This window comes from Streptomyces sp. NPDC046379 (assembly GCF_055587785.1).
Genome location: NZ_JBVJFP010000002.1, coordinates 245791 through 269342, shown reverse-complemented (window position 1 = coordinate 269342; position 23552 = coordinate 245791). Strand labels below are relative to the sequence as shown.

Here is a 23552-nt window from a genome sequence, read left to right as displayed (position 1 = left end):
CACGGGCGCGGGGCCGGTGCTCAGCGTGCGGTCGCCGTGTGAACGTGCTCCACCAGGCGGGTCAGCGCGTCCGGGTCGGTGGCGGGCAGGACGCCGTGGCCGAGGTTGAAGACATGGCCCTCGAGCCCGGCCGCGGCTTCCAGCACCTCGCGGGTCTTGGCCTCGACGGCCTCGGTCGGGGCGAACAGCACCGCCGGGTCGAGGTTGCCCTGCAGCGCCTTGCCGGGGCCGACCCGTCGGGCGGCCTCGTCGAGCGGGATGCGCCAGTCGACGCCGACGACGTCCGCGCCGGCCTCGCCGAGCAGGCCCAGCAGCTCGCCGGTGCCGACGCCGAAGTGGATGCGCGGGACGCCGTACTCCTCGACGGCCCGGAACACCTTCGCGGACGCGGGCAGCACCGAGCGGCGGTAGTCGGCGGGGGCCAGGGCGCCGACCCAGGAGTCGAAGAGCTGGACGGCGCTCACGCCCGCCTCGATCTGCACCTTCAGGAAAGCGGCCGTGATCCCGGCGAGCCGGTCCAGCAGGTCGGCCCACAGCTGCGGGTCGCCGTACATCAGGGCCTTGGTGTGCTCGTGGTTGCGGGAGGGGCCGCCCTCGACCAGGTAGCTGGCGAGCGTGAAGGGCGCGCCGGCGAAGCCGATCAGGGGGGTGGCGCCGAGTTCGCGGGTGAGCAGGCCGATCGCCTCGGTGACGTAGGAGACGTCGTCGGGGGTCAGGTCGCGCAGCTGCGCGAGGTCGGCGCGGGTGCGGATCGGGCGCTCGACGACCGGGCCGACGCCGGGCTTGATGTCGAGGTCGACGCCGATGGCCTTGAGCGGGACGACGATGTCGCTGAAGAAGATCGCCGCGTCGACGCCGTGCCGGCGCACCGGCTGGAGGGTGATCTCGGTGACCAGGTCGGGCCGCATGCACGACTCGAGCATCGGAATGCCTTCGCGGACCTTGCGGTACTCCGGCAGCGAGCGCCCCGCCTGCCGCATGAACCACACCGGCGTGTGCGGCACGGGCTCGCGCCTGCACGCCTTGAGGAAGGCGGACTCGTACGTCGCGGTCGGCTGCTTGCCCGAGGGGCTTCCGTTGGCACTCACGGGGCAAGTCTCGCACGGCCCGAGGGCGTGTCCGGCCGGGGCCCGGCGCCCACGGCGGGGTGTCTCTCCCTGCGCGCGGGCCCGGTTCCGCTTAATCTTCCCCGCATGGCTGCGGCTCAGGGACGACTGTCGGACGGCGCTGGCGGAATGGACGACCCCAAGGAGGGGGACCTGCATACGGACGGGACGGCCCCGCTGCCCTTCCGGGCGGCCGTCGAGGCGCTGCGCGCGGCTCGGCCGCGCCCGCAGATCGAGATCGAGACGACGCGCCCGCCGCAGCGGCTCGCCCCGTACGCCCACGCGCTGGAGGCCGCCGTCGTGGACGGCGAGCAGGACCTGGCGGACGGGCGGCTGGTGCTGCTGCACGACCCGGCCGGGCACGACGCCTGGCGGGGCACGTTCCGGCTGGTGACGCTGGTGCGCGCGGAGCTGGAGCCGGAGATGGCCGCGGATCCGCTGCTGCCGGAGGTGTGCTGGTCCTGGCTGACCGGGGCGCTGCAGGCGCGCGGTCTGACGTACGGGGAGCCGAGCGGCACGGTCACCCGGGCCGGCTCGCACTACTTCGGCGGGCTGTCCGCGCGCCCACCCGCCTCGCAGATCGAGATCCGGGCCTCGTGGACGCCGCGCGAGGGCCTGGGGGGCGTGCCGGACACGGCCGCGCATCTGGCGTCCTGGTGCGATCTGCTGGCCCAGGTCGCGGGTCTGCCGCCGGCCGGTCCGGGCGACGCGTCGGTGGTGACGCTGCCGCAGCGGCGTGGACCGCAGTCCCGCTGATCCGAAGTCCCACCGCGGCCCGAAGTCACACCGCAGCCCGCCGTCGCACCGGCCCGCACTCCCGCCGGCCCGCCGGCCCTCCTCCCCAGCCCTTCCCCGGAAGGTCGATTTCCGGCCCTCCGTCGTTTTCACGCCGCGATTCGATCAGGTCACTTTGTCGATACGGCCACTTTCGACCGCACTGCGACGCGAACCGAAACCGTTCGGTCTTCGAATGATCGCTCACCTGTCCGAATTGAACGGATTGTTACTCACCGGATCGTGATCGTTCTCTAAAGCCCGGGAGGTTTGATGCCGAAGACCACTGTGACCTTGACAGCACGGTTCCCCCCGGCTTCATCCCCCCGAGCCGGCCCCGTCCCCGCACCCCAGGAGGCCTGGTGTCCGTTCTCCTCGAGCAGCCCGCAAGCCTGGTCGCCTACCGCCCGAACAAGCCGACCGCCATGGTGGTCGTGGCCGATCCCCGCGTCCGCTCCACCGTCACCCGCCACCTGTGGGCGCTCGGCGTGCGCGACGTGATCGAGGCCTCGTCCGTCGCGGAGGCTCGTCCCCGCATCGGCAACCCCCGCGACATCTGCGTCGCAGACGTCCACCTCCCCGACGGCTCCGGCCTCACGCTGCTGTCGGAGACCCGCGCCGCCGGCTGGCCCAACGGGCTGGCCCTGTCCGCCGCCGACGACATCGGCGCCGTACGCAACGCCCTCGCCGGGGGCGTCAAGGGCTACGTCGTCACCGGCACCCGCACCAACGTCGGCCTGCCCACCCGCCCCGGCGCCGCGCCCATCGGAGCCGCCGCCGCCCGCCTGCACCGCCGCCCCCCGGGCGCCCCGAGCCACCCGGGCGGTTACCGCGAGCTGTCCGGCCGCGAGGTCGAGGTGCTGCGCCTGGTCGCCGAAGGCCAGTCGAACAAGGCGATCGGCGTCTCCATGGGCCTGTCCGCCCTGACCGTCAAGAGCCACCTCGCCCGCATCGCCCGCAAGCTCGGCACCGGAGACCGCGCCGGCATGGTCGCCGTGGCCCTGCGAACCGGCATCATCCACTGACCCCCTCCCCCACCCGTTTCCCGCACCGCACCGTTCACGACTGCGAATCCGGCGTGAGGGCCGGCCCTTCCCCCGTCCCCTTTCCCCCACCTCCGCACCCCCGTCTCCTGACTGGTTAACGACCCTCCACCGCCCGCCGACGGAACGTTCCGTCGGCGGGCGCTTGCCGGGCACCGATACCCTTGACAGGTGACCGACGCCCAAGACACCGCAGCAGACACTTCACTGCGAACCACCGGAGGCGCCCCTCCGGACGAAGGCGGAGCAACTGCCACGGGGGCGCCGAACGCTCCGGAGGGACCGCCGCCGGTCCCGCTGCTGGAGCCGCGCGAGGGCATTCCGCCGGTCGTCGCCGACGAGGCCGCCCTCGCCGAGGTGATCGCCGCCTTCGCCGCCGGGTCCGGCCCGGTGGCCGTCGACGCCGAGCGCGCCTCGGGTTACCGCTACGGCCAGCGCGCCTATCTGGTGCAGCTGCGCCGCCAGGGCGCCGGCACCGCACTCATCGACCCCGTCGGCTGCCCCGACCTGTCGGGCCTCGGCGAGGCGCTGTCCGGCGTGGAGTGGGTGCTGCACGCCGCCACCCAGGACCTGCCCTGCCTGCGTGAGATAGGCATGGTGCCGACCCTGCTGTTCGACACCGAGCTGGCCGGGCGGCTCGCCGGGTTCCCGCGGGTCGGCCTCGGCGCGATGGTCGAGAGCGTGCTGGGCTTCGTGCTGGAGAAGGGCCACTCCGCCGTCGACTGGTCCACCCGGCCGCTGCCCGAGCCCTGGCTGCGCTACGCGGCCCTCGACGTCGAGCTGCTGGTCGATCTGCGCGACGCCCTGGAGAAGGAGCTGGACCGGCAGGGCAAGCTGGAGTGGGCCCGGCAGGAGTTCGCCGCGATAGCCGCCGCGCCGCCGCCCGAGCCCCGCAAGGACCCCTGGCGCCGCACTTCCGGCATGCACAAGGTGCGCCGGCGCCGGCAGCTCGCCGTGGTGCGCGAGCTGTGGCAGACCCGCGACCGGATCGCCCAGCGCCGGGACGTCTCGCCGGGCAAGGTGCTCTCCGATGCCGCGATCGTCGAGGCCGCGCTCGCCCTGCCCGCCAACGTCCACGCGCTCGCCGCGGTCAGCGGCTGGGGGCAGCGCATCGCCCGGCGTCAGCTGGAGCAGTGGCAGGCCGCGGTGGACCGCGCCAAGGCCCTGCCCGACTCCGCGCTGCCCCAGCCCGGGCAGGCGGTGACCGGCCCGCCGCCGCCCCGCGCGTGGGCCGACAAGGACCCGGCCGCCGCCGCCCGGCTCTCCGCCGCGCGCGCGGGCGTCTCGGCGCTGGCCGAGGAGCTGAACCTGCCCCAGGAGAACCTGATCGCGCCGGACACCGTGCGGCGGGTGTGCTGGGAGCCGCCCGAGCCCGCCGACGAGGAGGCGGTCGCCGGCGCGCTGGCCGGGTACGGCGCCCGCTCCTGGCAGATCGAGCTGGTCACCCCGCTGCTGGTCGCCGCCCTGGCCGCCCGGGCCGCCTGACGCCGGCCGCCCGGCTCCCCGGCCGCGGGCCGCTCCCCGCGCTCATGAGCCCCCGCCACCGCCCCCCGGGGCTCATTTGGTCGCCCCGCGCATGAAGCCGTTGTAGATGAACCGCTGCAGCAGCAGAAAGACGATCAGCGTCGGCAGGATCACCAGCACCGCGCCCGCCGAGATGGTCTCCCAGTGCGCGCCGAAGGGGCCCTTGAAGCGGAACAGCGACGTGGAGATCACGCCGAGGTCCTCGGACGGCATGTAGAGGAAGGGGATGTAGAAGTCGTTGTAGACGGTGATCCCCTTCACGATCACCACCGTGGCGATCGCGGGCTTGAGCAGGGGGAAGATGATCCGCCGGTAGATCGTGAACGGGCCGGCCCCCTCCAGGCGGGCGGACTCGTCCAGGGAGATCGGGATGGACCGGATGAACTGCAGGAAGATGTAGATCGACACGATGTCCGTGCCCATGTAGAGCAGGATCGGCGCCCAGCGGGTGTCGAACATCCCGAAGCTGTTGACGATCTGGAAGGTCGCCACCTGTGTCGTGACGCCCGGCACCAGGGCGGCGACCAGGAACAGCGCCAGCACCGGCTTCTTGAAGCGGAAGCTGAAGCGGTCGATGGCGTACGCCGTCATGGAGCCGATCAGGACGGTGCCGCCGATCGCGAACACCAGGATGAAGGCGGTGTTGCCGAACGCCGTCAGCATCCGGCCGTCCTGGAACGCCGTGACGTAGTTGGCCAGGTTCAGCGGGTTGTCCGGCAGATCCAGCGCGCCGCTGCCGTCCGCCATCTCCTCCTCGGTCTTCAGCGAGGTCAGCAGGACCACCAGCAGCGGCAGCAGCACGACCACGCTCGCCAGGACCAGGGACAGGTACACCAGGGCGCGGGACACCGTCGCGCGGGTCATACGAGATCCACCCTCTCGTCGGGGACGAGGCGGCGCTGCACCCAGGTCACCGCCAGGATGATCAGCAGCAGCACGACGGCCGCGGCCGAGGCGAGCCCCGTCTTGTTGAACTGGAACGCCAGCTTCACCGTCTGGATGACGAACGTCTCGGTACCGGTCGCCCCGCCCGTCATGATGTACGGGATCTCGAACGCCGACAGCGAGCCGGAGACGGACAGGATCACCGTGAGGGTCAGCACGGGTTTGATGCCGGGCGCGATGATGTGCCGGAACTGCTGCCACCGGTTGGCGCCGTCCAGCTGAGCCGCCTCGTACAGCTCGCCGGGGATGGACTGGATCGCGCCCAGGAACAGCACGAAGTTCAGGCCGAGATAGCGCCACACCGAGACTCCGGCGAGCGAGGTGTTCGCGGACGTCGGGTCGCCGAGCCAGGCGTGGTCGGTGGGCACGCCGAACACTCCGAGCAGCGCGTCCAGGGTGCCGCCGTCCTGGAAGAAGTACAGGAAGACGAAGCCGATCGCGACCCCGTTGATCAGGTACGGAAAGAACAGCACGCCCTTGAAGAAGTTCCGGAACCGGACGTTGAAGCTCAGCACGGTCGCGAAGTACAGGGCGAGCACGATCTGGACGGCGGAGGCGGCGAGGTAGTAGCCGGAGACGAAGAAGACCTGGAAGAGGTCTTCGCGGGTGAAGATCTCCACGTAGTTGTCGACGCCCTGGTAGCGCAGTTCCGGGCTCACGCCGTCCCAGTCGGTGAAGCTGTAGGCGACCATGTTGGCGATCGGCGCGTAGGTGAAGACCAGCAGCAGGGCGAGCGGTGCGATCAGGAACAGCCAGGGCGTCACGCCCCGCCGCAGCCGTGCGCCGCGCGCGGGCGGGGCAGGCCGGGGGGCGGGCGGCGCGACAGCCGACGGCCGCGCCGCCTCGTGGGCGATGTCCGCCATCACGACCCCGCGTTCTTCTGCGCCGCGCTCCACTTCTCGCTCAGGCCGCCGAGGAAGTCCTCCAGGCTGCCCTTCCTGGCGCCGCGCGCGAGGTCGACCAGGTCCTGGCGGTAGTCGGGCGCGTAGATGCCGACCTCGGACAGGCTGTCGATCTCCTTCACCTTCGCGCCCGCCGAGTCGTCCAGCTCGATGAGCTTCACCCCTGCCTCCTCGTAGGGCGCCAGCACCTCGGGCAGCGGCGCGTCCTTCAGCGGGGAGACGGCGAGGTTGTCCTCGACGTAGCCGGACTCGTCGGTGAACCAGTCGATCCAGGCGCGGGCCGCGTCCTTGTGCTTCGAGTGGATGTTGACGGCCTGGTTGTAGTCGGGGGTCACCGCGGCGCAGAACGTGCCGTCGGTCTGGGCCGGGAAGGGCATGAAGCCGATGTCGTCCGGGTTCACCCCGGCCTTCTTCGCGGCGTCCTGGAACTGCACGATCGCCCAGGTGCCGAGCCACTGGGTGGCGATCTCGCCCTTCGCCAGCCGGGGCTTGGACTCCTCCCAGTTGGTGGTGGACGGGTCCTTCTCCGCGAGGCCCTGCTCGACGATGTCGTGCAGCAGCGTGTCGCCGACGCGCAGCTCGCCGTCCTCGCCCCACGGATCGCCCTCGGCCAGCGCGGTGGTGGCCTGCTCGTCGCAGTGCACCGACCCGAGGACGGAGGTCCAGCCGCTCAGGGTCCAGCCGGCGGCGAAGTTGGTGTAGTACGGGACCGCGTCGGTCCTGTCCTTGATCGCCTTCAGCGCGGCGACGAACTCCTCGGGCGAGGTGGGCCATTCGGTGACGCCGGCCTCGGCCCAGACGCGCTTGTTGTAGACGAAGCCGGGCATCACGCCGTTCGTGCTCTGGCCGTAGACCTTCCCGTCGACGGCCGTGTAGTCGGTGAACCGGTACTTCTCACCGCGCTCGGCCTCCGTCCCCAGCGAGGCGAAGAACTTCGGGTAGTCGGCCTTCTTGATGACCGCGGGGATCATCAGGACGTCGCCGTAGTTCTCCGTGTTCATCCGGATCTTGACTTCGGCCTCGTAATTGGTGAGCGCCTGGAACTCGACCTTCACCTTGGGATAGATCTTGTTGAACTCGGCCGAATAGGCTTTCATCGTGCCGTCCTGCACCAGGTCGGTGCGCTGGGTGAGGACCGTGATGGTCCCGCTCACCTTCGCGGGGTCGTCGGGCGCCTCGGCGTCCGCGCCCTTGGCGGAGCCCCCTGTTCCGGTGCAGGCGGAGAGCAGCAGGGCGGCTCCCGCTGCGGCTGCTGCCAGGACTGTACGGCGGTTCATGTGCGTCAGCTCCGTTCTCGTTCTTGGACGGAAGAGCACGTGCGGGGATGGCTGATTCGGCACTCTGGCAGTGGTTTTCTCAACCGGTAAAGTCCCAATTACGCCACACTGCAAGGACCTTGGGAATACTGGAGCTCGACCGGTTCAAAGGGAGTGCGCGATGCTGGAGGCCGTACCGCTCACCGAGGGCTGGATCCTGCGGCACGAGGGGGAGGCGCTGCCCGCCGTGGTGCCGGGCTGTGTGCACACCGACCTGATGGCGGCCGGGGTGATCCCGGATCCGTTCCTGGGCACGGCCGAGACCGAGGTGGCGTGGGTCGGGCGCCGGGAGTGGACGTACGAGCGGGAACTGCCCCCCGGCGACGGGCACGAGCAGACGGACCTGGTCTTCGACGGGCTCGACACGGTCGCCGAGGTGCTGCTCGACGGGCGGCCGCTGGGCCGGGTGCGCAACATGCACCGCGGATACCGCTTCGACGTCACGGGGATGTCCGGGCTGCTCACCGTGCGGTTCGCCTCCGCCTACGCCGAGGCCGAGGCGGTGCGCGGCGCGGTGGGCGAGCGGCCGGGCGCCTACGCCGAGCCCTACCAGTACGTCCGCAAGATGGCCTGCTCCTTCGGCTGGGACTGGGGTCCGACGCTGGTGACCGCCGGGATCTGGCGGCCGGTGCGGCTGGAGCGCTGGTCGAGCGCGCGGCTCGCCCGGGTGCGCCCGCTGGTCACCGTCGACGAGGGCACGGGCGTGGTGGAGCTGCGCGTCGACGTGGAGCGCAGCCGAGTCGAGGCCGAGCTGTCCCTGGAGGCGGAGGTCGCCGGGGTGCGGGCGAGCGCCCGGATCGAGGGGACCAGCGGCGTCGTCCGGCTGAGGGTGCCCGACGCGCGGCTGTGGTGGCCCCGCGGTTACGGCGAACAGGCTCTGTACGACGTGGAATTGACGCTGCTCAACGGCGAGGGCCCACTGGACGTGTGGCGGCGGCGGATCGGCTTTCGGACCGTGGAGCTGGACACCTCGGCCGACGCGCACGGCACCGGCTTCACCCTGGTCGTCAACGGCGAGCGCCTCTTCGCGCGGGGCGTCAACTGGATCCCGGACGACGCCTTCCCGTCCCGGATCACCCGCGAGCGCTACCGGCGCCGGCTGCGGCAGGCCGCCGACGCGGGCGTGGACCTGGTGCGGGTGTGGGGCGGCGGGATCTACGAGAGCGAGGACTTCTACGACGCCTGCGACGAGTTCGGTCTGCTGGTCTGGCAGGACTTCCCGTTCGCCTGCGCGGCCTACCCGGAGGAGCAGCCGCTGCGCGGCGAGGTGGAGGCCGAGGCCCGGGAGAACGTCGTACGCCTGATGCCGCACCCGTCGCTGGTGCTGTGGAACGGCAACAACGAGAACCTGTGGGGCTTCCGGGACTGGGAGTGGGAGGAGCGGCTCGCCGGGGACTCCTGGGGCGAGGGGTACTACCTGGGCCTGCTGCCTCGCGTGGTGACCGAGCTGGACCCGACCCGGCCGTACACGGCGGGCAGCCCCTGGTCCGGGTCGTGGGCGCACCACCCGAACGACCCGGCGCACGGCACGCACCACTCCTGGGAGGTGTGGAACCGCACCGACTACGCCGACTACCGGCTCCATGTGCCGCGGTTCGTCGCCGAGTTCGGCTGGCAGGCGCCGCCCGCGTACGCGACGCTGCGGCGCGCGCTGCCCGGCGAGGACCTCACGGCCGACTCCCCCGGGATGCTGCACCACCAGAAGGCCGACGACGGCAACGGCAAGCTGCGCCGCGGCCTGGAGCGCCACTTCGCCTTCCCGGAGGGGGACTTCGACCGCTGGCACTACCTCACGCAGGTCAACCAGGCGCGTGCGGTGGCAGCGGGCATCGAGCACTGGCGGTCGCACTGGCCGGTCTGCGCGGGGACGGTGGTGTGGCAGCTCAACGACTGCTGGCCGGTGACCTCGTGGGCGGCGATCGACGGGGACGGGCGGGAGAAGCCGCTCTACCACGAGCTGCGCCGGGTCTACGCGGACCGGCTGCTGACGCTCCAGGTCCGGGAGGGCGGGCTGACGCTGGCGGCGGTCAACCAGTCGGCGCGGGCCTGGGACGGCACGGTGACGCTGCGGCGGATGTCCGTCGAGGGCGCGGTGCTCGCCGAGGCGCGGGCCGAACTGGCGGTCGGGGCACGGTCGGTGGGGCTGGTGCGGGTGGCGCGGGAGCTGGCGCCGACCGGGGCGAAGGAGTTCCTGGTCGCGGACGCGGGCGAGCTGCGCGCGGTGCGCTTCCCGGTGCCGGACCGGGAGGTCCCGTACATGGAGCCGGAGTTCGACGTGGAGCTGGTGCCGGGAGGGATCGCGGTGACGGCGCGGACCGTCGTACGGGATCTGTTGCTGCAGGCCGACCGGCTGGACCCGGCGGCGCGGGCCGATCGGGGGCTGGTGACGCTGCTGCCGGGCGAGCGGGTGACGATCGGCGTCACCGGCTGGGAGCGGCCCGACGTGGACGCCGCCCGGGCCGCCCTGTACTGCGTGGAGCCCGTCCGATGACGTCGACGCCGCCCGCGCCCCGCGTCACCATCAAGGACGTCGCCGCGCGGGCCGGCGTCTCCAAGGGGGCGGTGTCGCTCGCCTTCAACCACAAGCCGGGGCTGTCCGAGGCGACCCGGGACCGCATATTCCGGGCCGCCCGGGAGCTGGGCTGGGCGCCGAACCTCACCGCGCGGTCGCTGGCCGGGTCCCGGGTGGACGTGGTGGGGCTCGCGGTGTGCCGGCCGGCCAGGATGCTGGGCCTGGAGCCGTTCTACATGGAGTTCGTCTCGGGCGTGGAGAGCGTGCTGACCGAGCACTCCTGCTCGCTGCTGCTGCGCCTGGTGCGCAACCTGGAGGAGGAGGCGCGGCTGCTGGAGTCCTGGTGGAAGGGCCGGCAGATCGGCGGCTCCCTGCTGGTCGACTTCCGCGCGGACGATCCCCGCGTGGCGGTCGCCGAACGGCTCGGGCTGCCGGTGGTCGCCGTCGGGCACCCCACGCTGACCGGTGGCCTGACCTCCGTGTGGACCGACGACGCCACGGCGGTCCGCGAGGCGGTGCGCTACCTCTCGGCGCTCGGGCACCGCCGTATCGCCCGGGTCGGCGGCGCGGCGGCCCTCGGGCACACCGCCATCCGCACGGCCGCCTTCGACGGGGCGGCGCGCGAGCTGGGGCTGGCCGGGGCCCGGCAGGTGGCCACCGACTTCTCCGGCGACGCGGGCGCCCGCGCGACCCGCTCCCTGCTGACGGCCGCCCCGCCGGACCGGCCGACGGCCATCGTCTACGACAACGACATCATGGCGGTGGCGGGTCTGTCGGTGGCGAGCGAGATGGGGCTGACCGTGCCGGGCGACGTGTCGCTGCTGGCCTGGGACGACTCCCAGCTGTGCCGGCTGACCCACCCGACGCTCTCCGCGATGAGCCACGACGTGCACGGCTTCGGCGCACAGGTGGCGCGCACCCTGTTCGCGGTGATCGCCGGCGACGACCCCGGCTCCCACCCGGTGCCCACGCCGGTGCTGACGCCGAGGGGGTCGACGGCTCCCCCGAAGGTGTGACCTTCGCCGCTCGACCCGGGGGGACTGGGCAGCTACGTTACCCACAAGTAGCATGGATCCTGAGCGCGCGCTCAGCGCATCGCAGCAGTGCCACCCCGCACCCTGGAGGAGAGCCATCGTGCCTCGTACCGTCAGGGACGTCGTCTTCGTCGACGGCGTCCGCACCCCGTTCGGCAAGGCGGGCCCGAAGGGCATCTACCACGAGACCCGTGCCGACGACCTCGTCGTGAAGGCGATCCGGGAGCTGCTGCGCCGCAACCCCGGTCTCGACCCGAAGCAGATCGACGAGGTGGCCATCGCGGCGACCACGCAGATCGGCGACCAGGGCCTGACCATCGGCCGCACCGCCGGCATCCTCGCGGGCCTGCCCACCTCGGTCCCGGGCTACTCCATCGACCGCATGTGCGCCGGCGCCCTGACCGCGGTCACCACGGTCGCGGGCTCCGTCGCCTTCGGCGCGTACGACGTCGCCATCGCGGGCGGCGTCGAGCACATGGGCCGCCACCCGATGGGCGAGGGCGTGGACCCCAACCCGCGCTTCGTCTCCGAGAAGCTGGTCGACGAGTCGGCGCTGTTCATGGGCATGACCGCCGAGAACCTGCACGACCGCTACCCGCAGATCACCAAGCTGCGCGCCGACGAGTACGCCGTGCGCTCGCAGGAGAAGGCCGCCAAGGCCTACGCCAACGGCAAGATCCAGGCCGACCTGGTGCCGGTCTCGGTGCGCCGCACGAACGCGGAGGCCGGGGAGACGGGCTGGGGCCTGGTCACCGCCGACGAGCCGATGCGTCCGGGCACCACGCTGGAGAACCTCCAGGGCCTGAAGACGCCGTTCCGGGTGCACGGCCGGGTCACCGCGGGCAACGCGGCCGGTCTGAACGACGGCGCCACCGCCTCGCTGATCGCCTCCGAGGACTTCGCCCGCGAGAACGGCCTGCCGGTCAAGATGCGCCTGGTCTCCTACGCCTTCGCGGGCGTGGAGCCGGAGGTCATGGGCTACGGCCCGATCCCGGCCACCGAGAAGGCCCTCGCGCAGGCGGGCCTGTCGATCTCCGACATCGGCCTGTTCGAGATCAACGAGGCCTTCGCCGTGCAGGTGCTGGCCTTCCTCGACCACTACGGCATCGCCGACGACGACGAGCGCGTCAACCAGTACGGCGGCGCCATCGCGTTCGGCCACCCCCTGGCCTCCTCCGGCGTCCGTCTGATGACGCAGCTGGCCCGCCAGTTCGAGGAGCAGCCGCACGTCCGCTACGGCCTGACCACCATGTGCGTCGGCTTCGGCATGGGCGCGACGGTCGTCTGGGAGAACCCGCACTTCGACGGAGGCAACAAGTGAGCACCACCGCTGAACTCCTGAAGGGCGCGGCCGAGCTGTTCCCGGACGAGGTCGTCACCACGGCGCACGTACGCCACTTCGACCTGCCCCTCGGCGCCGGCCGGTTCGCCCTCATCACCCTCGACAACGGTCACGACCACACCAAGCCGACCACCTTCGGCCCGCAGTCGCTGGCGAACCTGAACGCCGCCGTCGACCAGGTCGAGAAGGAGGCCGCGGACGGCGAGATCGCCGGCGTCGGCATCACCGGCAAGCCGTTCATCTTCGCCGTCGGCGCCGACCTCAAGGGCGTCGAGCTGCTGAAGGAGTGGGACCACGCCCACGCCATCGGCAAGGGCGGCCACGACGTCTTCAAGCGCCTCTCCCACCTCGCGGTCCCGACGTTCGCGTACTACAACGGCGCGGCCATGGGCGGCGGCGTCGAGGTCGGCCTGCACTGCACCTACCGCACGGTGTCGTCGGCCATCGCGGCGTTCTCCCTGCCCGAGGTCTTCCTCGGCCTGGTCCCCGGCTGGGGCGGCTGCACGCTGCTGCCGAACCTGATCGGCCCCGAGAAGGCCGTCTCGGTGATCATCGAGAACAGCCTCAACCAGAACAAGCAGCTCAAGGGCGCCCAGGTGCACGAGCTGGGCATCGCGGACGCGATCTTCGAGGGCGCGGACTTCCTGGAGCAGTCGCTGATCTGGACGGCCGCCGTGCTCAAGGGCGAGATCGTCGTCGAGCGCCCGGTGATCGACCGCGGCGACGCCTGGGACCAGGCCGTCGCCAGGGGCCGCTTCATCGCCGACTCCAAGGTGCACGGCGCGGCCCCGGCCGCCTACCGCGCCCTGGACATCATCGCCGCCGCCAAGAACGGCGACCTCGAGCAGGGCTACGACGCCGAGGACAAGGCGCTCGCCGACCTGATCATGGGCGGTGAACTGCGCGCCGGCATCTATGCGTTCAACCTGGTGCAGAAGCGCGGCAAGCGTCCCGCCGGCGCCCCCGACAAGTCGCTGGCCCGCCCGGTCACCAAGGTCGGCGTGGTCGGCGCCGGTCTGATGGCCTCCCAGCTGGCGCTGCTGTTCCTGCGCCGCCTGGAGGTCCCGGTCGTCCTGACCGACATCGACCAGGAGCGCATCGACAAGGGCGTCGGCTACGTCCACGCCGAGATCGACAAGCTGCTCGGCAAGGGCCGGATCAACCAGGACAAGGCCAACCGCCTCAAGGCGCTGGTGACCGGCGTCCTGGACAAGGCCGAGGGCTTCGCGGACGCCGACTTCGTCATCGAGGCGGTGTTCGAGGAGATGGGCGTCAAGCAGCAGGTGTTCGCCGAGGTCGAGGCGGTCGCCCCGGCGCACGCGATCCTCGCCACCAACACCTCCTCGCTCTCCGTGTCGGAGATGGCGTCGAAGCTGAAGCACCCCGAGCGGGTCGTCGGCTTCCACTTCTTCAACCCGGTCGCGGTGCTGCCGCTGCTGGAGATCGTCCGCGGCGAGCAGACGGACGACGCGTCGCTGGCGACCGCCTTCGCGGTGGCCAAGAAGCTGAAGAAGACCGCGGTGCTGGTGAAGGACGCCCCGGCGTTCGTCGTCAACCGCATCCTGACCCGCTTCATGGGCGAGATCCAGAACGTCATCGACGAGGGCACCCCCGTCGAGGTGGCGGAGAAGGCCGTCGAGCCGCTGGGCCTGCCGATGTCCCCGCTGGTGCTGCTGGAGCTGGTCGGCCCGGCGATCGGCCTGCACGTCTCCGAGACGCTCAACCGGGCGTTCCCGGACCGCTTCACGGTCTCCCCGAACCTCAAGGCGGTCGTCGAGGCGGGCAAGCGCGGCTTCTACGTCTACGACAGCGGCAAGCCCGAGCTGGACCCGGAGGTCGCCGCGCTGCTGAAGCAGGGCGACACCGTCCTGACCGAGGACCAGGTCCGCGCCCGCGTCCTGGACGCCGTGGCGCAGGAGATCGCCCTGATGCTCGAAGAGGGCGTCGTCGCCGAGGCGCAGGACATCGACCTGTGCCTGATCACCGGCGCCGGCTGGCCCTTCCACCTGGGCGGCATCACGCCGTACCTGGACCGCGAGGGCGTCTCGGAACGGGTGAACGGCAAGCGGTTCCTCGCCCCGGGCGTGGCGTCGGTCCCGGCGTAACGGGCTGACGGCCTGACGGCCTGACGGCCTGACGGCGCAAGCGAAGAGGGCCTCCGCGCGGTGGTGCGCGGAGGCCCTCTTCGTCATGGGTGCGGCGTGCGGGCGATCCGGCTCAGACCTCCCGCCAGCCGGCTCAGACCTCCCGCCAGGCCGCCAACGCCAGCCCGGGCTCGTCCTTCTGACGGGCGATCAGCAGTCGGCCGTCCGGTGCGGCGCTCGCGGCCACCACTCGGCCCCGGGCGTCCTCGGTGAGCGACACCCGGGTGCCGGCGGGGAGTTGCGGGCCCGACTCGGTCCACCAGAGCCCTGCGGACTCCTGTTCGGTGGGGTAGGCCGCGAAGACGATCCGGCCGTTCGCCGCGTGCTGGGCGAGGAGCGTGCAGTCGTGGCCGTCGAGGGCGCAGCGGGAGACGGCCACCGGGCCGGGGCCCGCGGTCTCGAGCAGGGGGACCGGGTCTCCGCCGGGCCGCCAGGCGTGCAGCATGCCCTCGGGGTCGGCGTAGAACAGGGTGGTGGCCTCCTTGGAGGTGGGCAGCGCGCTGAGCGTGCCCGGGACCGCCTCGAACGGCAGCGGATCGGCCATGACCGGGCGGGCGCCCGGCTCCTCCTGGAGCCAGCGCACGATGCCGGCCGGGCTCGTGCCGTACAGCTCGATGAGGCCCGACTCCCCCGTCACGGCGACGAGTTCCTCGCCGACCTTGGAGCCTCTGAGGTCGTGCCAGCCGTTCCAGCCGCCGCGTTCCTTCTGGTTGGTCGTGTGGACGCCCAGACCGCGGTTGCGGACGAAGAGATAGGCGCGGCCCTCGGCGTCGACGGCCACGGCGGGCAGGCCGGTGCGCACGCCCTTCTTGTACGGGTGGCCGATCGGCATCCAGTCCAGGGGGGCGAGGTGAGGGCGGTAGTGCGTCGTGTGCACCAGGCCGGCCTCGTCGCCGGTGGTGGGACGCCAGGCGGCGAGGTGGGTGTAGCCGTCGGGGCCCTGGCCGACGGCGACGCCGGGTTGCAGCGGCTGTTCGCCGCCCACCGTGCGCGGGGGCAGCCAGGCGCCGCCGGGGTGGCGCTCCGCCCGGAAGCGGATGGCGTCGTCACCGGGGAGGTAGGCGCCGAGCCGGCCGTCACGGCCTCGGAAGAACCAGGCGCCGTTGAGTGCGCGGACCTTTGACACGGACACCACTTTACGGTGGGCCCGTGGGAGGCTGGTGCCATGGGTGTCCCGTTGCTGGTGGTGGTCGATGCGGCGAACGTCGTCGGTTCCGTGCCGGACGGCTGGTGGCGGGACCGGCACGGGGCGGCGGTGCGGCTGCGGGACCGGCTGGCGGCGGAAGGGCTGCCGGGGCATCAGGGGCCGGTGGAGATCGTGCTGGTGGTGGAGGGCGCGGCCCGGGGCGTGGAGCCGGTGTCCGGTGTGCGGGTGGAGGCGGCGGAGGGCAGCGGCGACGACCGCATCGTGCGGCTGGTGGCCGAGGAGGGCGCGGACCGGCCGTGCCTGGTGGTGACGGCGGACCGCGAACTGCGGCGGCGGGTGACGGCCCTCGGCGCCGAGGTGACGGGACCGCGCAGGGTCCGGCCCTGAGCGCCGCGGGCCGGGGCGCTCGGAGCGGGCGTCCACAGGCGGCCGCGCCCCGGGCGCCCGGGTCTCAGCCCTCGCCGCCGGCGCCCCGCGGGGGATGCACCACGTCCTCCGGGCGGGTCTCCTCGTGGCGGCCCAGGCGGCTGTGGGAGCGGCCGTAGAGGAAGTAGACGACGACGCCGATCGCCATCCACACGCCGAACCGCACCCAGGTCTCCGCGGGCAGGTTCAGCATCAGCCACAGCGACGCCAGGACCGACAGGATCGGCAGCACCGGCACCAGGGGCGTGCGGAAGGCGCGGGGCAGGTCGGGGCGGGTGCGGCGCAGGATGATCACGCTGATGGCGACGATGACGAAGGCGAACAGCGTGCCGATGTTCACCAGCTCGGCCAGTTCGCTGAGGCTGGTGAAGCCCGCCACGATCGCGATGAGCACGCCGAGCAGGATGGTCGGCCGGTGCGGGGTTCTGTACTTCGGGTGGACGCGGGAGAAGAACCGCGGCAGCAGTCCGTCACGGCTCATCGCGAAGAAGACGCGGGTCTGCCCGAGGAGCAGGATCATGCAGACGGTGGTGAGACCGACCGCGGCGCCGAAGCTGATGAACCCGGCGTACCAGGGGTGTCCGGTGGCCTTGAAGGCGTCCGCGAGCGGGGCGTCGACGGACAGCTTCGTGTAGTGCTGCATGCCGGTGACGACGATCGACACCAGCACGTACAGGGTGGTGCAGATGAACAGGGAGCCGAGGATGCCGCGGGGCATGTCCCGCTGCGGGTTCCTGGTCTCCTCGGCGGCCGTGGCGACGATGTCGAAGCCGATGAAGGCGAAGAACACCACGGAGGCGGCGGTGAAGATGCCCATCACGCCGAAGTTGGAGGGCGCCCAGCCGAACATCAGCTGGATCAGCGGCGAGTGCAGCCCGCCGCCGGCCTCCACCGGCTTGGCCTCCGGGATGAACGGGTCGTAGTTGTCGGCCGTGATGAAGAACGCGCCCGCGATGATCACGACGAGGACGACGGTCACCTTGATGGCGACGACGATCGAGGTGACGCGCGCGGAGAGCTTCATGCCGAGCACGAGGATGGCGGTGAGGACCAGCACCAGCGCCGCGGCGAGGATGTCGAAGCCGAACCCGTCGGCCCCGTCGCGCCCGGACAGCGCCTCCGGCATCTGCCAGCCCGCGTTGTCCATCAGCGAGCGGACGTAGCCGGACCAGCCGACGGCGACCACCGCCGTGCCGAGCGCGAACTCCAGGACGAGGTCCCAGCCGATGATCCAGGCGGGCAGCTCGCCCAGGGAGGCGTACGAGAAGGTGTACGCGGATCCGGCCACCGGCACGGTGGAGGCGAACTCCGCGTAGCACAGCGCGGCCAGGGCGCAGACGACGCCGGCCGCCACGAAGGCCAGCGCGACGGACGGACCGGCGTTGTTCTTGGCGACCGAGCCGGTGAGGACGAAGATGCCGGTGCCGATGATCACGCCGACGCCGAAGACCGTCAGGTCCAGGGCGGAGAGGGATTTCTTGAGGGCGTGCTCGGGCTCCTCGGTGTCGAGGATCGACTGTTCGACCTTCTTGGTCCGGAATAGTGAGCTGCTCACGGAGGACTACCTCCCACGCTTGTCGTCCTCGACATGATCGAGAGGGGGCGTAGTGCGTATGCCCCGGCGCGGGAGCTTTCACGCGAATGGGCCGGTTTCCCCCTCGTTCGCGGGTGAAACCGGCCCGTTCGGCCGTACGCGGGTTCCTCGCCGTACGGCGGTGTCGTACGGGGGTCGCTGGCGCGGGTCAGTCGCGCGCGGCCTCGACCTCGTCGGCCGTGCGGCCGTAGCGTCCGTCGAGCTTGGCGACGAGTCCGGTGACCTGGCGGGCGATGGCCGGCGCGGTCAGCCCGATCTCGGCCATGACCTCCGCGCGGGAGGCGTGGTCGAGGAAGCGGGGCGGGATGCCGAAGTCGCGCAGCGGGACGTCGACGCCCGCGTCGCGCAGGGCCTGGGCGACGGCCGAGCCGACGCCGCCGACGCGGGAGTTGTCCTCGACGGTGACGACGACGCGGTGGCGCTCGGCGAGCGGCGCCATGGCCTCGTCGACGGGCTTGACCCAGCGCGGGTCCACGACGGTGGCGGAGATGCCCTGCTTGTCGAGCAGGGAGGCGACCTCCAGGCACATCGGGGCGAGCGCGCCGACGGAGACCAGCAGCACGTCCGGGGTGTCGGTGCCGGGCTCGCGCAGCACGTCCATGCCGCCGAAGCGGCCCACGGCGGGCACGGCGGGGCCGACGACGCCCTTGGAGTAGCGCACCACGGTCGGCGCGTCGTCGACGTCGACGGCCTCGCGCAGCTGGGCGCGCAGCTGCTCGGCGTCGCGCGGGGCGGCGATGCGCAGGCCGGGCACGACCTGGAGCATCGACATGTCCCACATGCCGTTGTGGGAGGCGCCGTCGTCGCCGGTGACGCCGGCCCGGTCGAGCACGAAGGTGACCCCGCACTTGTGCAGGGCGACGTCCATGAGGACCTGGTCGAAGGCGCGGTTGAGGAAGGTGGCGTACACCGCGAAGACGGGGTGCAGTCCGCCGGTGGCGAGGCCGGCCGCGGAGACGGCGGCGTGCTGCTCGGCGATGCCGACGTCGTAGATGCGGTCGGGGAACGCGTCGGCGAACTTCTTCAGGCCGACCGGCTGGAGCATCGCGGCGGTGATGGCGACGATGTCCTCGCGCTCGGTGCCGAGCCGGACCATCTCGTCGCCGAAGACGGAGGTCCAGCTGGCGGCGGCGGCCTTGATGGGCAGGCCGGTGTCGGGGTGGATGGGGCCGATGCCGTGGAAGCGGTCGGCCTCGTCCTGCTCGGCGGGCTCGTAGCCGCGGCCCTTCTCGGTGAGGCAGTGCACGATGACCGGGCCGCGGAAGCGCTTGGCCCGGTTCAGCGCCGACTCCAGCGCCTCGATGTCGTGGCCGTCGATGGGGCCGACGTACTTCAGGCCGAGGTCCTCGAACATGCCCTGCGGGGCGATGAAGTCCTTCAGGCCCTTCTTGGCGCCGTGCAGGGTGTCGTAGAGCGGGCGGCCGACGACCGGGGTGCGCTCCAGGACCTCCTTGGTGCGGGCGAGGAAGCGCTCGTAGCCGTCGGTGGTGCGCAGGGTGGCGAGGTGGTTGGCGAGGCCGCCGATGGTGGGCGCGTAGGAGCGCTCGTTGTCGTTGACGACGATGACCAGCGGGCGGTCGCCGTCGGCGATGTTGTTGAGCGCCTCCCAGGCCATGCCGCCGGTCAGGGCGCCGTCGCCGATCACGGCGACCACGTGGTCGTCGCGTTTCAGCAGCTGGTTGGCCTTGGCGAGGCCGTCGGCCCAGCCGAGGACCGTGGAGGCGTGGCTGTTCTCGATGACGTCGTGCTCGGACTCGGCGCGCGAGGGGTAGCCGGACAGGCCGCCCTTGGCGCGCAGCCGGCCGAAGTCCTGGCGGCCGGTGAGCAGCTTGTGGACGTAGGCCTGGTGGCCCGTGTCCCACAGCACCTTGTCCTTCGGCGAGTCGAAGACGCGGTGCAGGGCGATGGTCAGCTCGACCACACCGAGGTTGGGGCCGAGGTGGCCGCCGGTCTTGGATACCGCATCGACCAGGAAGGTCCGGATCTCCTCCGCCAGCAGGGCCAGCTCTTCCTGGCTGAGCCGGTCCAGATCGCGCGGTCCCGTGATGCGGGTCAGCAGCGGCACCCGTGCCTCCTTGCAGTAAGAGCTGATCGAGCTTTTGCCGGGCTCGTCGAGTCTAATGTTCCGGCCCGGCCGCCCGCGCCCGGGCGGTGCGACCTGTGTCACGCGATCGGCCCGGCCCACCGGGACAGCGCTTTACGACGCGACTGTGCCCGGCACCGCGGGGGTGCCGGGCACAGGGACTGCTCGGTGCGCGGCTATGCGCGGCCGGCGGTCTTCTGCGTCTTGCGCGTGATCGAGTCGATGACCACGGTGGTCAGCAGCACGCCCGCGGTGATCATGTACTTCACCGGCTCGGCGATGGACTCCAGCTGGAGGCCGTACTGGATGGAGACGATCACCAGGACGCCGAGGAGGGCGTTCCAGGTGCGCCCCCGGCCGCCGAAGAGGCTGGTGCCGCCGATGACGGCCGCGGCGATCGCGTTCATCAGCAGGTCGCCGGTACCGGCGCTCTGGTTGGCGGAGGCGATCTTGGAGGCCAGGAAGAGGCCGCCGATGGCCGCGAAGCCGCCGGAGATCGCGAACACCGAGATCCGCACCGCGGTGACGTTGATGCCCGCGCGGCGGGACGCCTCGACGCTGCCGCCGAGCGCGAAGACCTTGCGGCCGTAGGTGGTGCGGCGGAGCACGAAGTCGGTGGCGACCAGGAACACCAGGAAGATCACCGTGGCCAGCGGCAGGCCCTTGTACTGGTTGTACATGAACGCGGCGGCGAAGGAGATCACGGCCAGCAGGCCCGTGCGCAGCAGCGTGTCGCTCATCGGGCGGGAGGGGACCCCGGCCGCCTCGCGCCGGCGGTTGCCGAGGAACGAGGTGATGAAGAAGACGGCGGTGATCACGGCGGCCAGGGCGTAGGCCGCGGCGATGTCCGTGAAGAAGTACGTGGTCAGCTTGCCGATCAGGCCGTCGCTGTCGAGGTTGATCGTGCCGTTCTCGCCCAGCGTCTGGAGCATGAAGCCCAGCCAGAACAGCAGGCCGGCCAGGGTGACGGCGAACGCCGGGGCGCCGAGGACGGCGAAGAAGAAGCCGTGCGCCGCGCCGATGGCGGCGCCCGCCACGATCGCGAAGACCACCGCGGCCCACTCGGGCCAGCCCTGGTTGACCGCGAGGACGGCCGCGATGGCGCTGGAGGCGCCGCTGACCGAGCCGACGGACAGGTCGATCTCGCCGAGCAGCAGCACGAAGACGATGCCGACGGAGATCATGCCCGTGCCGACCATCGTGACGGTGATGTCGCTGATGTTCTGCGCGGACAGGAACGCGGAGTTCAGGCTCTGGAAGACGATGCAGATGATCACCAGGCCGATGACGACCGGGATGGAGCCCAGCTCGCCGGCCTTCATCTTCCGCTTGAACTCGCCGATGTAGCCGGCGAGGCCCCGCTCGCGGACGAGGAGCCGCGGGTCGACCGCGGTCACCGCGGCGGCGGCCGCCTCGGGGTTCTCGACGGCGTGCTCGTCCTTCGCCGCCGTGGAGGTCTTGTCGGTGCTCACTTGGAAACCTCCCCGTTCGTGCGCGCCGCACGGCGGGTCACGGCGTTGTCGGTGGCGCCGGTGATGGCGGAGATGATCTCCTCCTGCGAGGTCGTCTTGACCTCGAAGACGCCGTTGTTGCGGCCCAGACGCAGTACCGCCACCTTGTCGGCGACGGCCTTGACGTCGGCCATGTTGTGGCTGATCAGGATCACGGCGTGGCCGCGCTCCCGGAGCCGCTCCACCAGGTCGAGCACCTGTGCGGTCTGCTCGACGCCGAGGGCGGCGGTGGGCTCGTCGAGGATGACGAGCTTGGGCTCGCCGAGCATCGAGCGGGCGATGGCCACGGTCTGGCGCTGTCCGCCGGAGAGCGAGGCGATCGGGATGCGCACGCTCGGGATGCGGATCGAGAGGGTCTTCAGCAGCTCGCGTGCGCGCCGCTCCATCTCGACCTCGTCGAGGACGCCCCACTTCCGCAGCTCACGGCCGAGGAAGAGGTTGCCGACGACGTCGATGTTGTCGCACAGCGCGAGGTCCTGGTAGACCGTCGCGATGCCCAGGGCCTGGGCGTCGTGCGGCCGGTTGATCGTTACGGCCTTGCCTTCCCATTCGATGGCGCCTTCATCGATGGGGTGAACGCCGGCGATCGTCTTGACCAGCGTGGACTTTCCGGCACCGTTGTCGCCCACCAGGGCGACCACTTCACCGGCGTGGACCTCAAGCTCTACGTCGGTGAGCGCCTGGACGGCACCGAACCGCTTGGAGACCCCGCGCAACGCCAGCACGGGCGTAGCGGACACGTGAACCATCTCCTTCGCCGCCTGACCCGGCGGGAGGTTGTGCAAAGACTGGGGGGATGTTCCGTCCGGCGCCCCGCGGCTAGCTTGCGGGGCTGTATGTGACGCGGGGCGCCGGAGGAGTAGGGGGTGCGTGGGGCGGCGGGCGCGGGACTCCGTCACCGGGGTCCCGCGTCGTGCCTCACGCGCGTGCTGCGGCTTACTTGATGCCGAGCTTGTCGCAGGCCGCCTTGTACTTGGCGGTGCAGATCTCGTCGACCGTGTAGACGCCGTCCTTGATGACGGTGTCCATGATGTTCTCCTGGGTCAGCGAGGTGACGTCGACCAGGACCGACGGGACGTCCTTGGCGCTGGCGCTGGAGACCTTGTCCTCGGCGATGGCGGAGAGGTCCTCGCCCTTGGCGAGCGCGACGGCCATCTCGGCGGCGGCCTCGGCCTCGGGGGCGTACGGCTTGTAGACGCTCATGAACTGCTCGCCGGCGACGATGCGCTGCACGGCGGCCAGCTCGGCGTCCTGGCCGGTGACCGGGACCTTGATGCCGGCGGCCTTCAGGGCGGTGATGATGCCGCCGGCCATGCCGTCGTTGGCGGAGTACACGCCGACGATGTTCTTCTTGCCGAGCGCCGAGATCGCCGACTCCATGTTGGCGTTCGCGTTGTCCGGCGACCACTCCTTGGTGTCGTACTCCTTGCCGATCTTCACCTTGCCGTCGAGGACGGAGTGCGCGCCCTCCTTGAACTGGGCGGCGTTCGGGTCGGTGACGGAGCCGTTCATCATGACGATCTGGCCGTCCTTGGCCTTGTCGCCCAGCTCGTCCAGCAGGGCCTGGCCCTGGGTCTTGCCGACCGCCACGTTGTCGAACGAGGTGTAGGCGCTGATCGGGCCCTCGGCGAGGCGGTCGTACGCGACGACCTTGATGCCGGCGTCCACGGCCTTCTGGACCGAGTTCTGGATGGCCTTCGCGTCCACGGCGTCCAGGATCAGCACGTCCACCTTGTTGGTGATCATCGTGTCGACCTGCTGGGCCTGGAGGTTGGCGTCCTGGCGGGCGTTGTTGTACTGGATCTCCGCCTTGTTGTTCGTCAGCTCCTTGATCTTCTTCTCGATCAAGGGGCGGTCGAACTTCTCGTAGCGCGCCGTCTTGTTCTCCGGCAGCAGCAGGCCGACCTTGATGTCGTCGCCCTTGGCGGCGGCGGAGCCGGTGGCCTCCTTGTCGCCGCCCGCCTCCTCGGCGCTGCCGCAGGCAGCGAGCGAGATGGCCATCGCACCCGAAGCGATGGCAACGGCGGCACGACGCATACGCGTGTTCATTCAGAAACCTCCCTGACGAGGCCGCGTCGTTGCGGCCGAGGTGGCTGGAAGTCAACTCGGCCACGCGTACGACGTCAAGAAGTAAATCCTTAACGGGTTG

18 protein-coding genes are annotated in these 23552 nt (G+C 71.4%); 8 read left to right on the top strand and 10 right to left on the bottom strand.

What is annotated here, in order from left to right; genetic code table 11:
* Positions 1-20 precede the first annotated feature (20 nt).
* Positions 21-1088, bottom strand: coding sequence for a uroporphyrinogen decarboxylase (hemE, locus tag ACZ6KF_RS05115; RefSeq protein ID WP_469237348.1), 1068 nt, complete (start codon positions 1086-1088; stop codon positions 21-23).
* A gap of 105 nt (positions 1089-1193) precedes the next feature.
* Between hemE and ACZ6KF_RS05110 the strand changes: the two genes are divergently transcribed.
* From ACZ6KF_RS05110 to ACZ6KF_RS05100, 3 genes are all read left to right on the top strand, one after another.
* A complete protein-coding gene (locus ACZ6KF_RS05110) occupies positions 1194-1862 on the top strand; it encodes a DUF3000 domain-containing protein (protein WP_469237346.1) in 669 nt (222 codons plus the stop codon).
* A gap of 380 nt (positions 1863-2242) precedes the next feature.
* Positions 2243-2905: a response regulator transcription factor gene (locus ACZ6KF_RS05105; RefSeq protein ID WP_003972894.1), complete on the top strand. Its 663-nt coding sequence runs from the start codon at positions 2243-2245 to the stop codon at positions 2903-2905.
* 189 nt (positions 2906-3094) lie between these two features.
* Positions 3095-4408 (top strand): HRDC domain-containing protein, encoded by a 1314-nt coding sequence (locus ACZ6KF_RS05100; RefSeq protein ID WP_469237344.1) that lies wholly within the window; start codon positions 3095-3097, stop codon positions 4406-4408.
* A 72-nt stretch (positions 4409-4480) separates the two neighbouring features.
* On the opposite strand, the gene ACZ6KF_RS05095 is transcribed toward ACZ6KF_RS05100, so the two are convergent.
* The 3 genes from ACZ6KF_RS05095 to ACZ6KF_RS05085 are packed head-to-tail and all read right to left on the bottom strand — an operon-like array spanning position 4481 to position 7571.
* On the bottom strand, positions 4481-5311 hold the full coding sequence (locus ACZ6KF_RS05095; protein ID WP_356634643.1) for a carbohydrate ABC transporter permease: 831 nt from the start codon (positions 5309-5311) through the stop codon (positions 4481-4483).
* The gene (locus ACZ6KF_RS05090; protein ID WP_356634641.1) at positions 5308-6255 is read right to left on the bottom strand and encodes a carbohydrate ABC transporter permease; all 948 of its coding nucleotides are present in this window, start codon (positions 6253-6255) and stop codon (positions 5308-5310) included. The genes ACZ6KF_RS05095 and ACZ6KF_RS05090 overlap by 4 nt, the downstream gene beginning before the upstream one ends.
* A complete protein-coding gene (locus tag ACZ6KF_RS05085; RefSeq protein ID WP_356634639.1) occupies positions 6255-7571 on the bottom strand; it encodes an ABC transporter substrate-binding protein in 1317 nt (438 codons plus the stop codon). Before ACZ6KF_RS05085 ends, ACZ6KF_RS05090 begins: the two co-directional genes overlap by 1 nt.
* A gap of 160 nt (positions 7572-7731) precedes the next feature.
* Here ACZ6KF_RS05085 and ACZ6KF_RS05080 point away from each other — a divergent pair, with 160 nt between their 5' ends.
* The 4 genes from ACZ6KF_RS05080 to ACZ6KF_RS05065 all read left to right on the top strand — a co-directional run bounded on the left by ACZ6KF_RS05080 (position 7732) and on the right by ACZ6KF_RS05065 (position 14603).
* Positions 7732-10101: a glycoside hydrolase family 2 protein gene (locus tag ACZ6KF_RS05080; protein WP_469237342.1), complete on the top strand. Its 2370-nt coding sequence runs from the start codon at positions 7732-7734 to the stop codon at positions 10099-10101.
* Positions 10098-11138, top strand: a complete 1041-nt coding sequence (locus tag ACZ6KF_RS05075; protein WP_469158288.1) for a LacI family DNA-binding transcriptional regulator — start codon at positions 10098-10100, stop codon at positions 11136-11138. The genes ACZ6KF_RS05080 and ACZ6KF_RS05075 overlap by 4 nt, the downstream gene beginning before the upstream one ends.
* A gap of 118 nt (positions 11139-11256) precedes the next feature.
* Complete coding sequence (locus ACZ6KF_RS05070) at positions 11257-12477, top strand: thiolase family protein (protein WP_356634633.1); 1221 nt, start codon at positions 11257-11259, stop codon at positions 12475-12477.
* Positions 12474-14603 (top strand): 3-hydroxyacyl-CoA dehydrogenase NAD-binding domain-containing protein, encoded by a 2130-nt coding sequence (locus tag ACZ6KF_RS05065; protein WP_469175307.1) that lies wholly within the window; start codon positions 12474-12476, stop codon positions 14601-14603. Before ACZ6KF_RS05070 ends, ACZ6KF_RS05065 begins: the two co-directional genes overlap by 4 nt.
* Before the next feature lie 133 nt (positions 14604-14736).
* On the opposite strand, the gene ACZ6KF_RS05060 is transcribed toward ACZ6KF_RS05065, so the two are convergent.
* On the bottom strand, positions 14737-15768 hold the full coding sequence (locus tag ACZ6KF_RS05060) for a PLL family lectin (RefSeq protein ID WP_469237340.1): 1032 nt from the start codon (positions 15766-15768) through the stop codon (positions 14737-14739).
* Positions 15769-15807: 39 nt separating this feature from the next.
* Between ACZ6KF_RS05060 and ACZ6KF_RS05055 the strand changes: the two genes are divergently transcribed.
* Complete coding sequence (locus ACZ6KF_RS05055) at positions 15808-16176, top strand: PIN domain-containing protein (RefSeq protein ID WP_469237338.1); 369 nt, start codon at positions 15808-15810, stop codon at positions 16174-16176.
* Between the two features lie 64 nt (positions 16177-16240).
* Here the strand turns inward: ACZ6KF_RS05055 and ACZ6KF_RS05050 are convergent, their stop codons facing one another.
* From ACZ6KF_RS05050 to ACZ6KF_RS05030, 5 genes are all read right to left on the bottom strand, one after another.
* The gene (locus ACZ6KF_RS05050) at positions 16241-17770 is read right to left on the bottom strand and encodes an amino acid permease (protein ID WP_356634625.1); all 1530 of its coding nucleotides are present in this window, start codon (positions 17768-17770) and stop codon (positions 16241-16243) included.
* Positions 17771-17957: 187 nt separating this feature from the next.
* A complete protein-coding gene (gene dxs, locus ACZ6KF_RS05045) occupies positions 17958-19874 on the bottom strand; it encodes a 1-deoxy-D-xylulose-5-phosphate synthase (RefSeq protein WP_356634623.1) in 1917 nt (638 codons plus the stop codon).
* Positions 19875-20068: 194 nt separating this feature from the next.
* Complete coding sequence (locus ACZ6KF_RS05040; RefSeq protein WP_356634621.1) at positions 20069-21364, bottom strand: sugar ABC transporter permease; 1296 nt, start codon at positions 21362-21364, stop codon at positions 20069-20071.
* Positions 21361-22152 carry an ATP-binding cassette domain-containing protein gene (locus ACZ6KF_RS05035; protein ID WP_356634619.1) on the bottom strand — a complete coding sequence of 264 codons (792 nt, stop codon included), beginning with the start codon at positions 22150-22152 and terminating at the stop codon, positions 21361-21363. Before ACZ6KF_RS05035 ends, ACZ6KF_RS05040 begins: the two co-directional genes overlap by 4 nt.
* A 187-nt stretch (positions 22153-22339) precedes the next feature.
* Positions 22340-23452, bottom strand: coding sequence for a sugar ABC transporter substrate-binding protein (locus ACZ6KF_RS05030; RefSeq protein ID WP_356634617.1), 1113 nt, complete (start codon positions 23450-23452; stop codon positions 22340-22342).
* Positions 23453-23552: the final 100 nt, after the last annotated feature.

Bases quoted from the DNA above. Each gene is read 5' to 3' on its own strand.
- ACZ6KF_RS05110 (WP_469237346.1), top strand. From the start codon at position 1,194: ATGGCTGCGGCTCAGGGACGACTGTCGGACGGCGCTGGCGGAATGGAC.
- ACZ6KF_RS05095 (WP_356634643.1), bottom strand. From the start codon at position 5,311: ATGACCCGCGCGACGGTGTCCCGCGCCCTGGTGTACCTGTCCCTGGTC.
- ACZ6KF_RS05090 (WP_356634641.1), bottom strand. From the start codon at position 6,255: ATGGCGGACATCGCCCACGAGGCGGCGCGGCCGTCGGCTGTCGCGCCG.
- ACZ6KF_RS05085 (WP_356634639.1), bottom strand. From the start codon at position 7,571: ATGAACCGCCGTACAGTCCTGGCAGCAGCCGCAGCGGGAGCCGCCCTG.
- ACZ6KF_RS05080 (WP_469237342.1), top strand. From the start codon at position 7,732: ATGCTGGAGGCCGTACCGCTCACCGAGGGCTGGATCCTGCGGCACGAG.
- ACZ6KF_RS05075 (WP_469158288.1), top strand. From the start codon at position 10,098: ATGACGTCGACGCCGCCCGCGCCCCGCGTCACCATCAAGGACGTCGCC.
- ACZ6KF_RS05055 (WP_469237338.1), top strand. From the start codon at position 15,808: ATGGGTGTCCCGTTGCTGGTGGTGGTCGATGCGGCGAACGTCGTCGGT.
- ACZ6KF_RS05035 (WP_356634619.1), bottom strand. From the start codon at position 22,152: ATGGTTCACGTGTCCGCTACGCCCGTGCTGGCGTTGCGCGGGGTCTCC.
- ACZ6KF_RS05030 (WP_356634617.1), bottom strand. From the start codon at position 23,452: ATGAACACGCGTATGCGTCGTGCCGCCGTTGCCATCGCTTCGGGTGCG.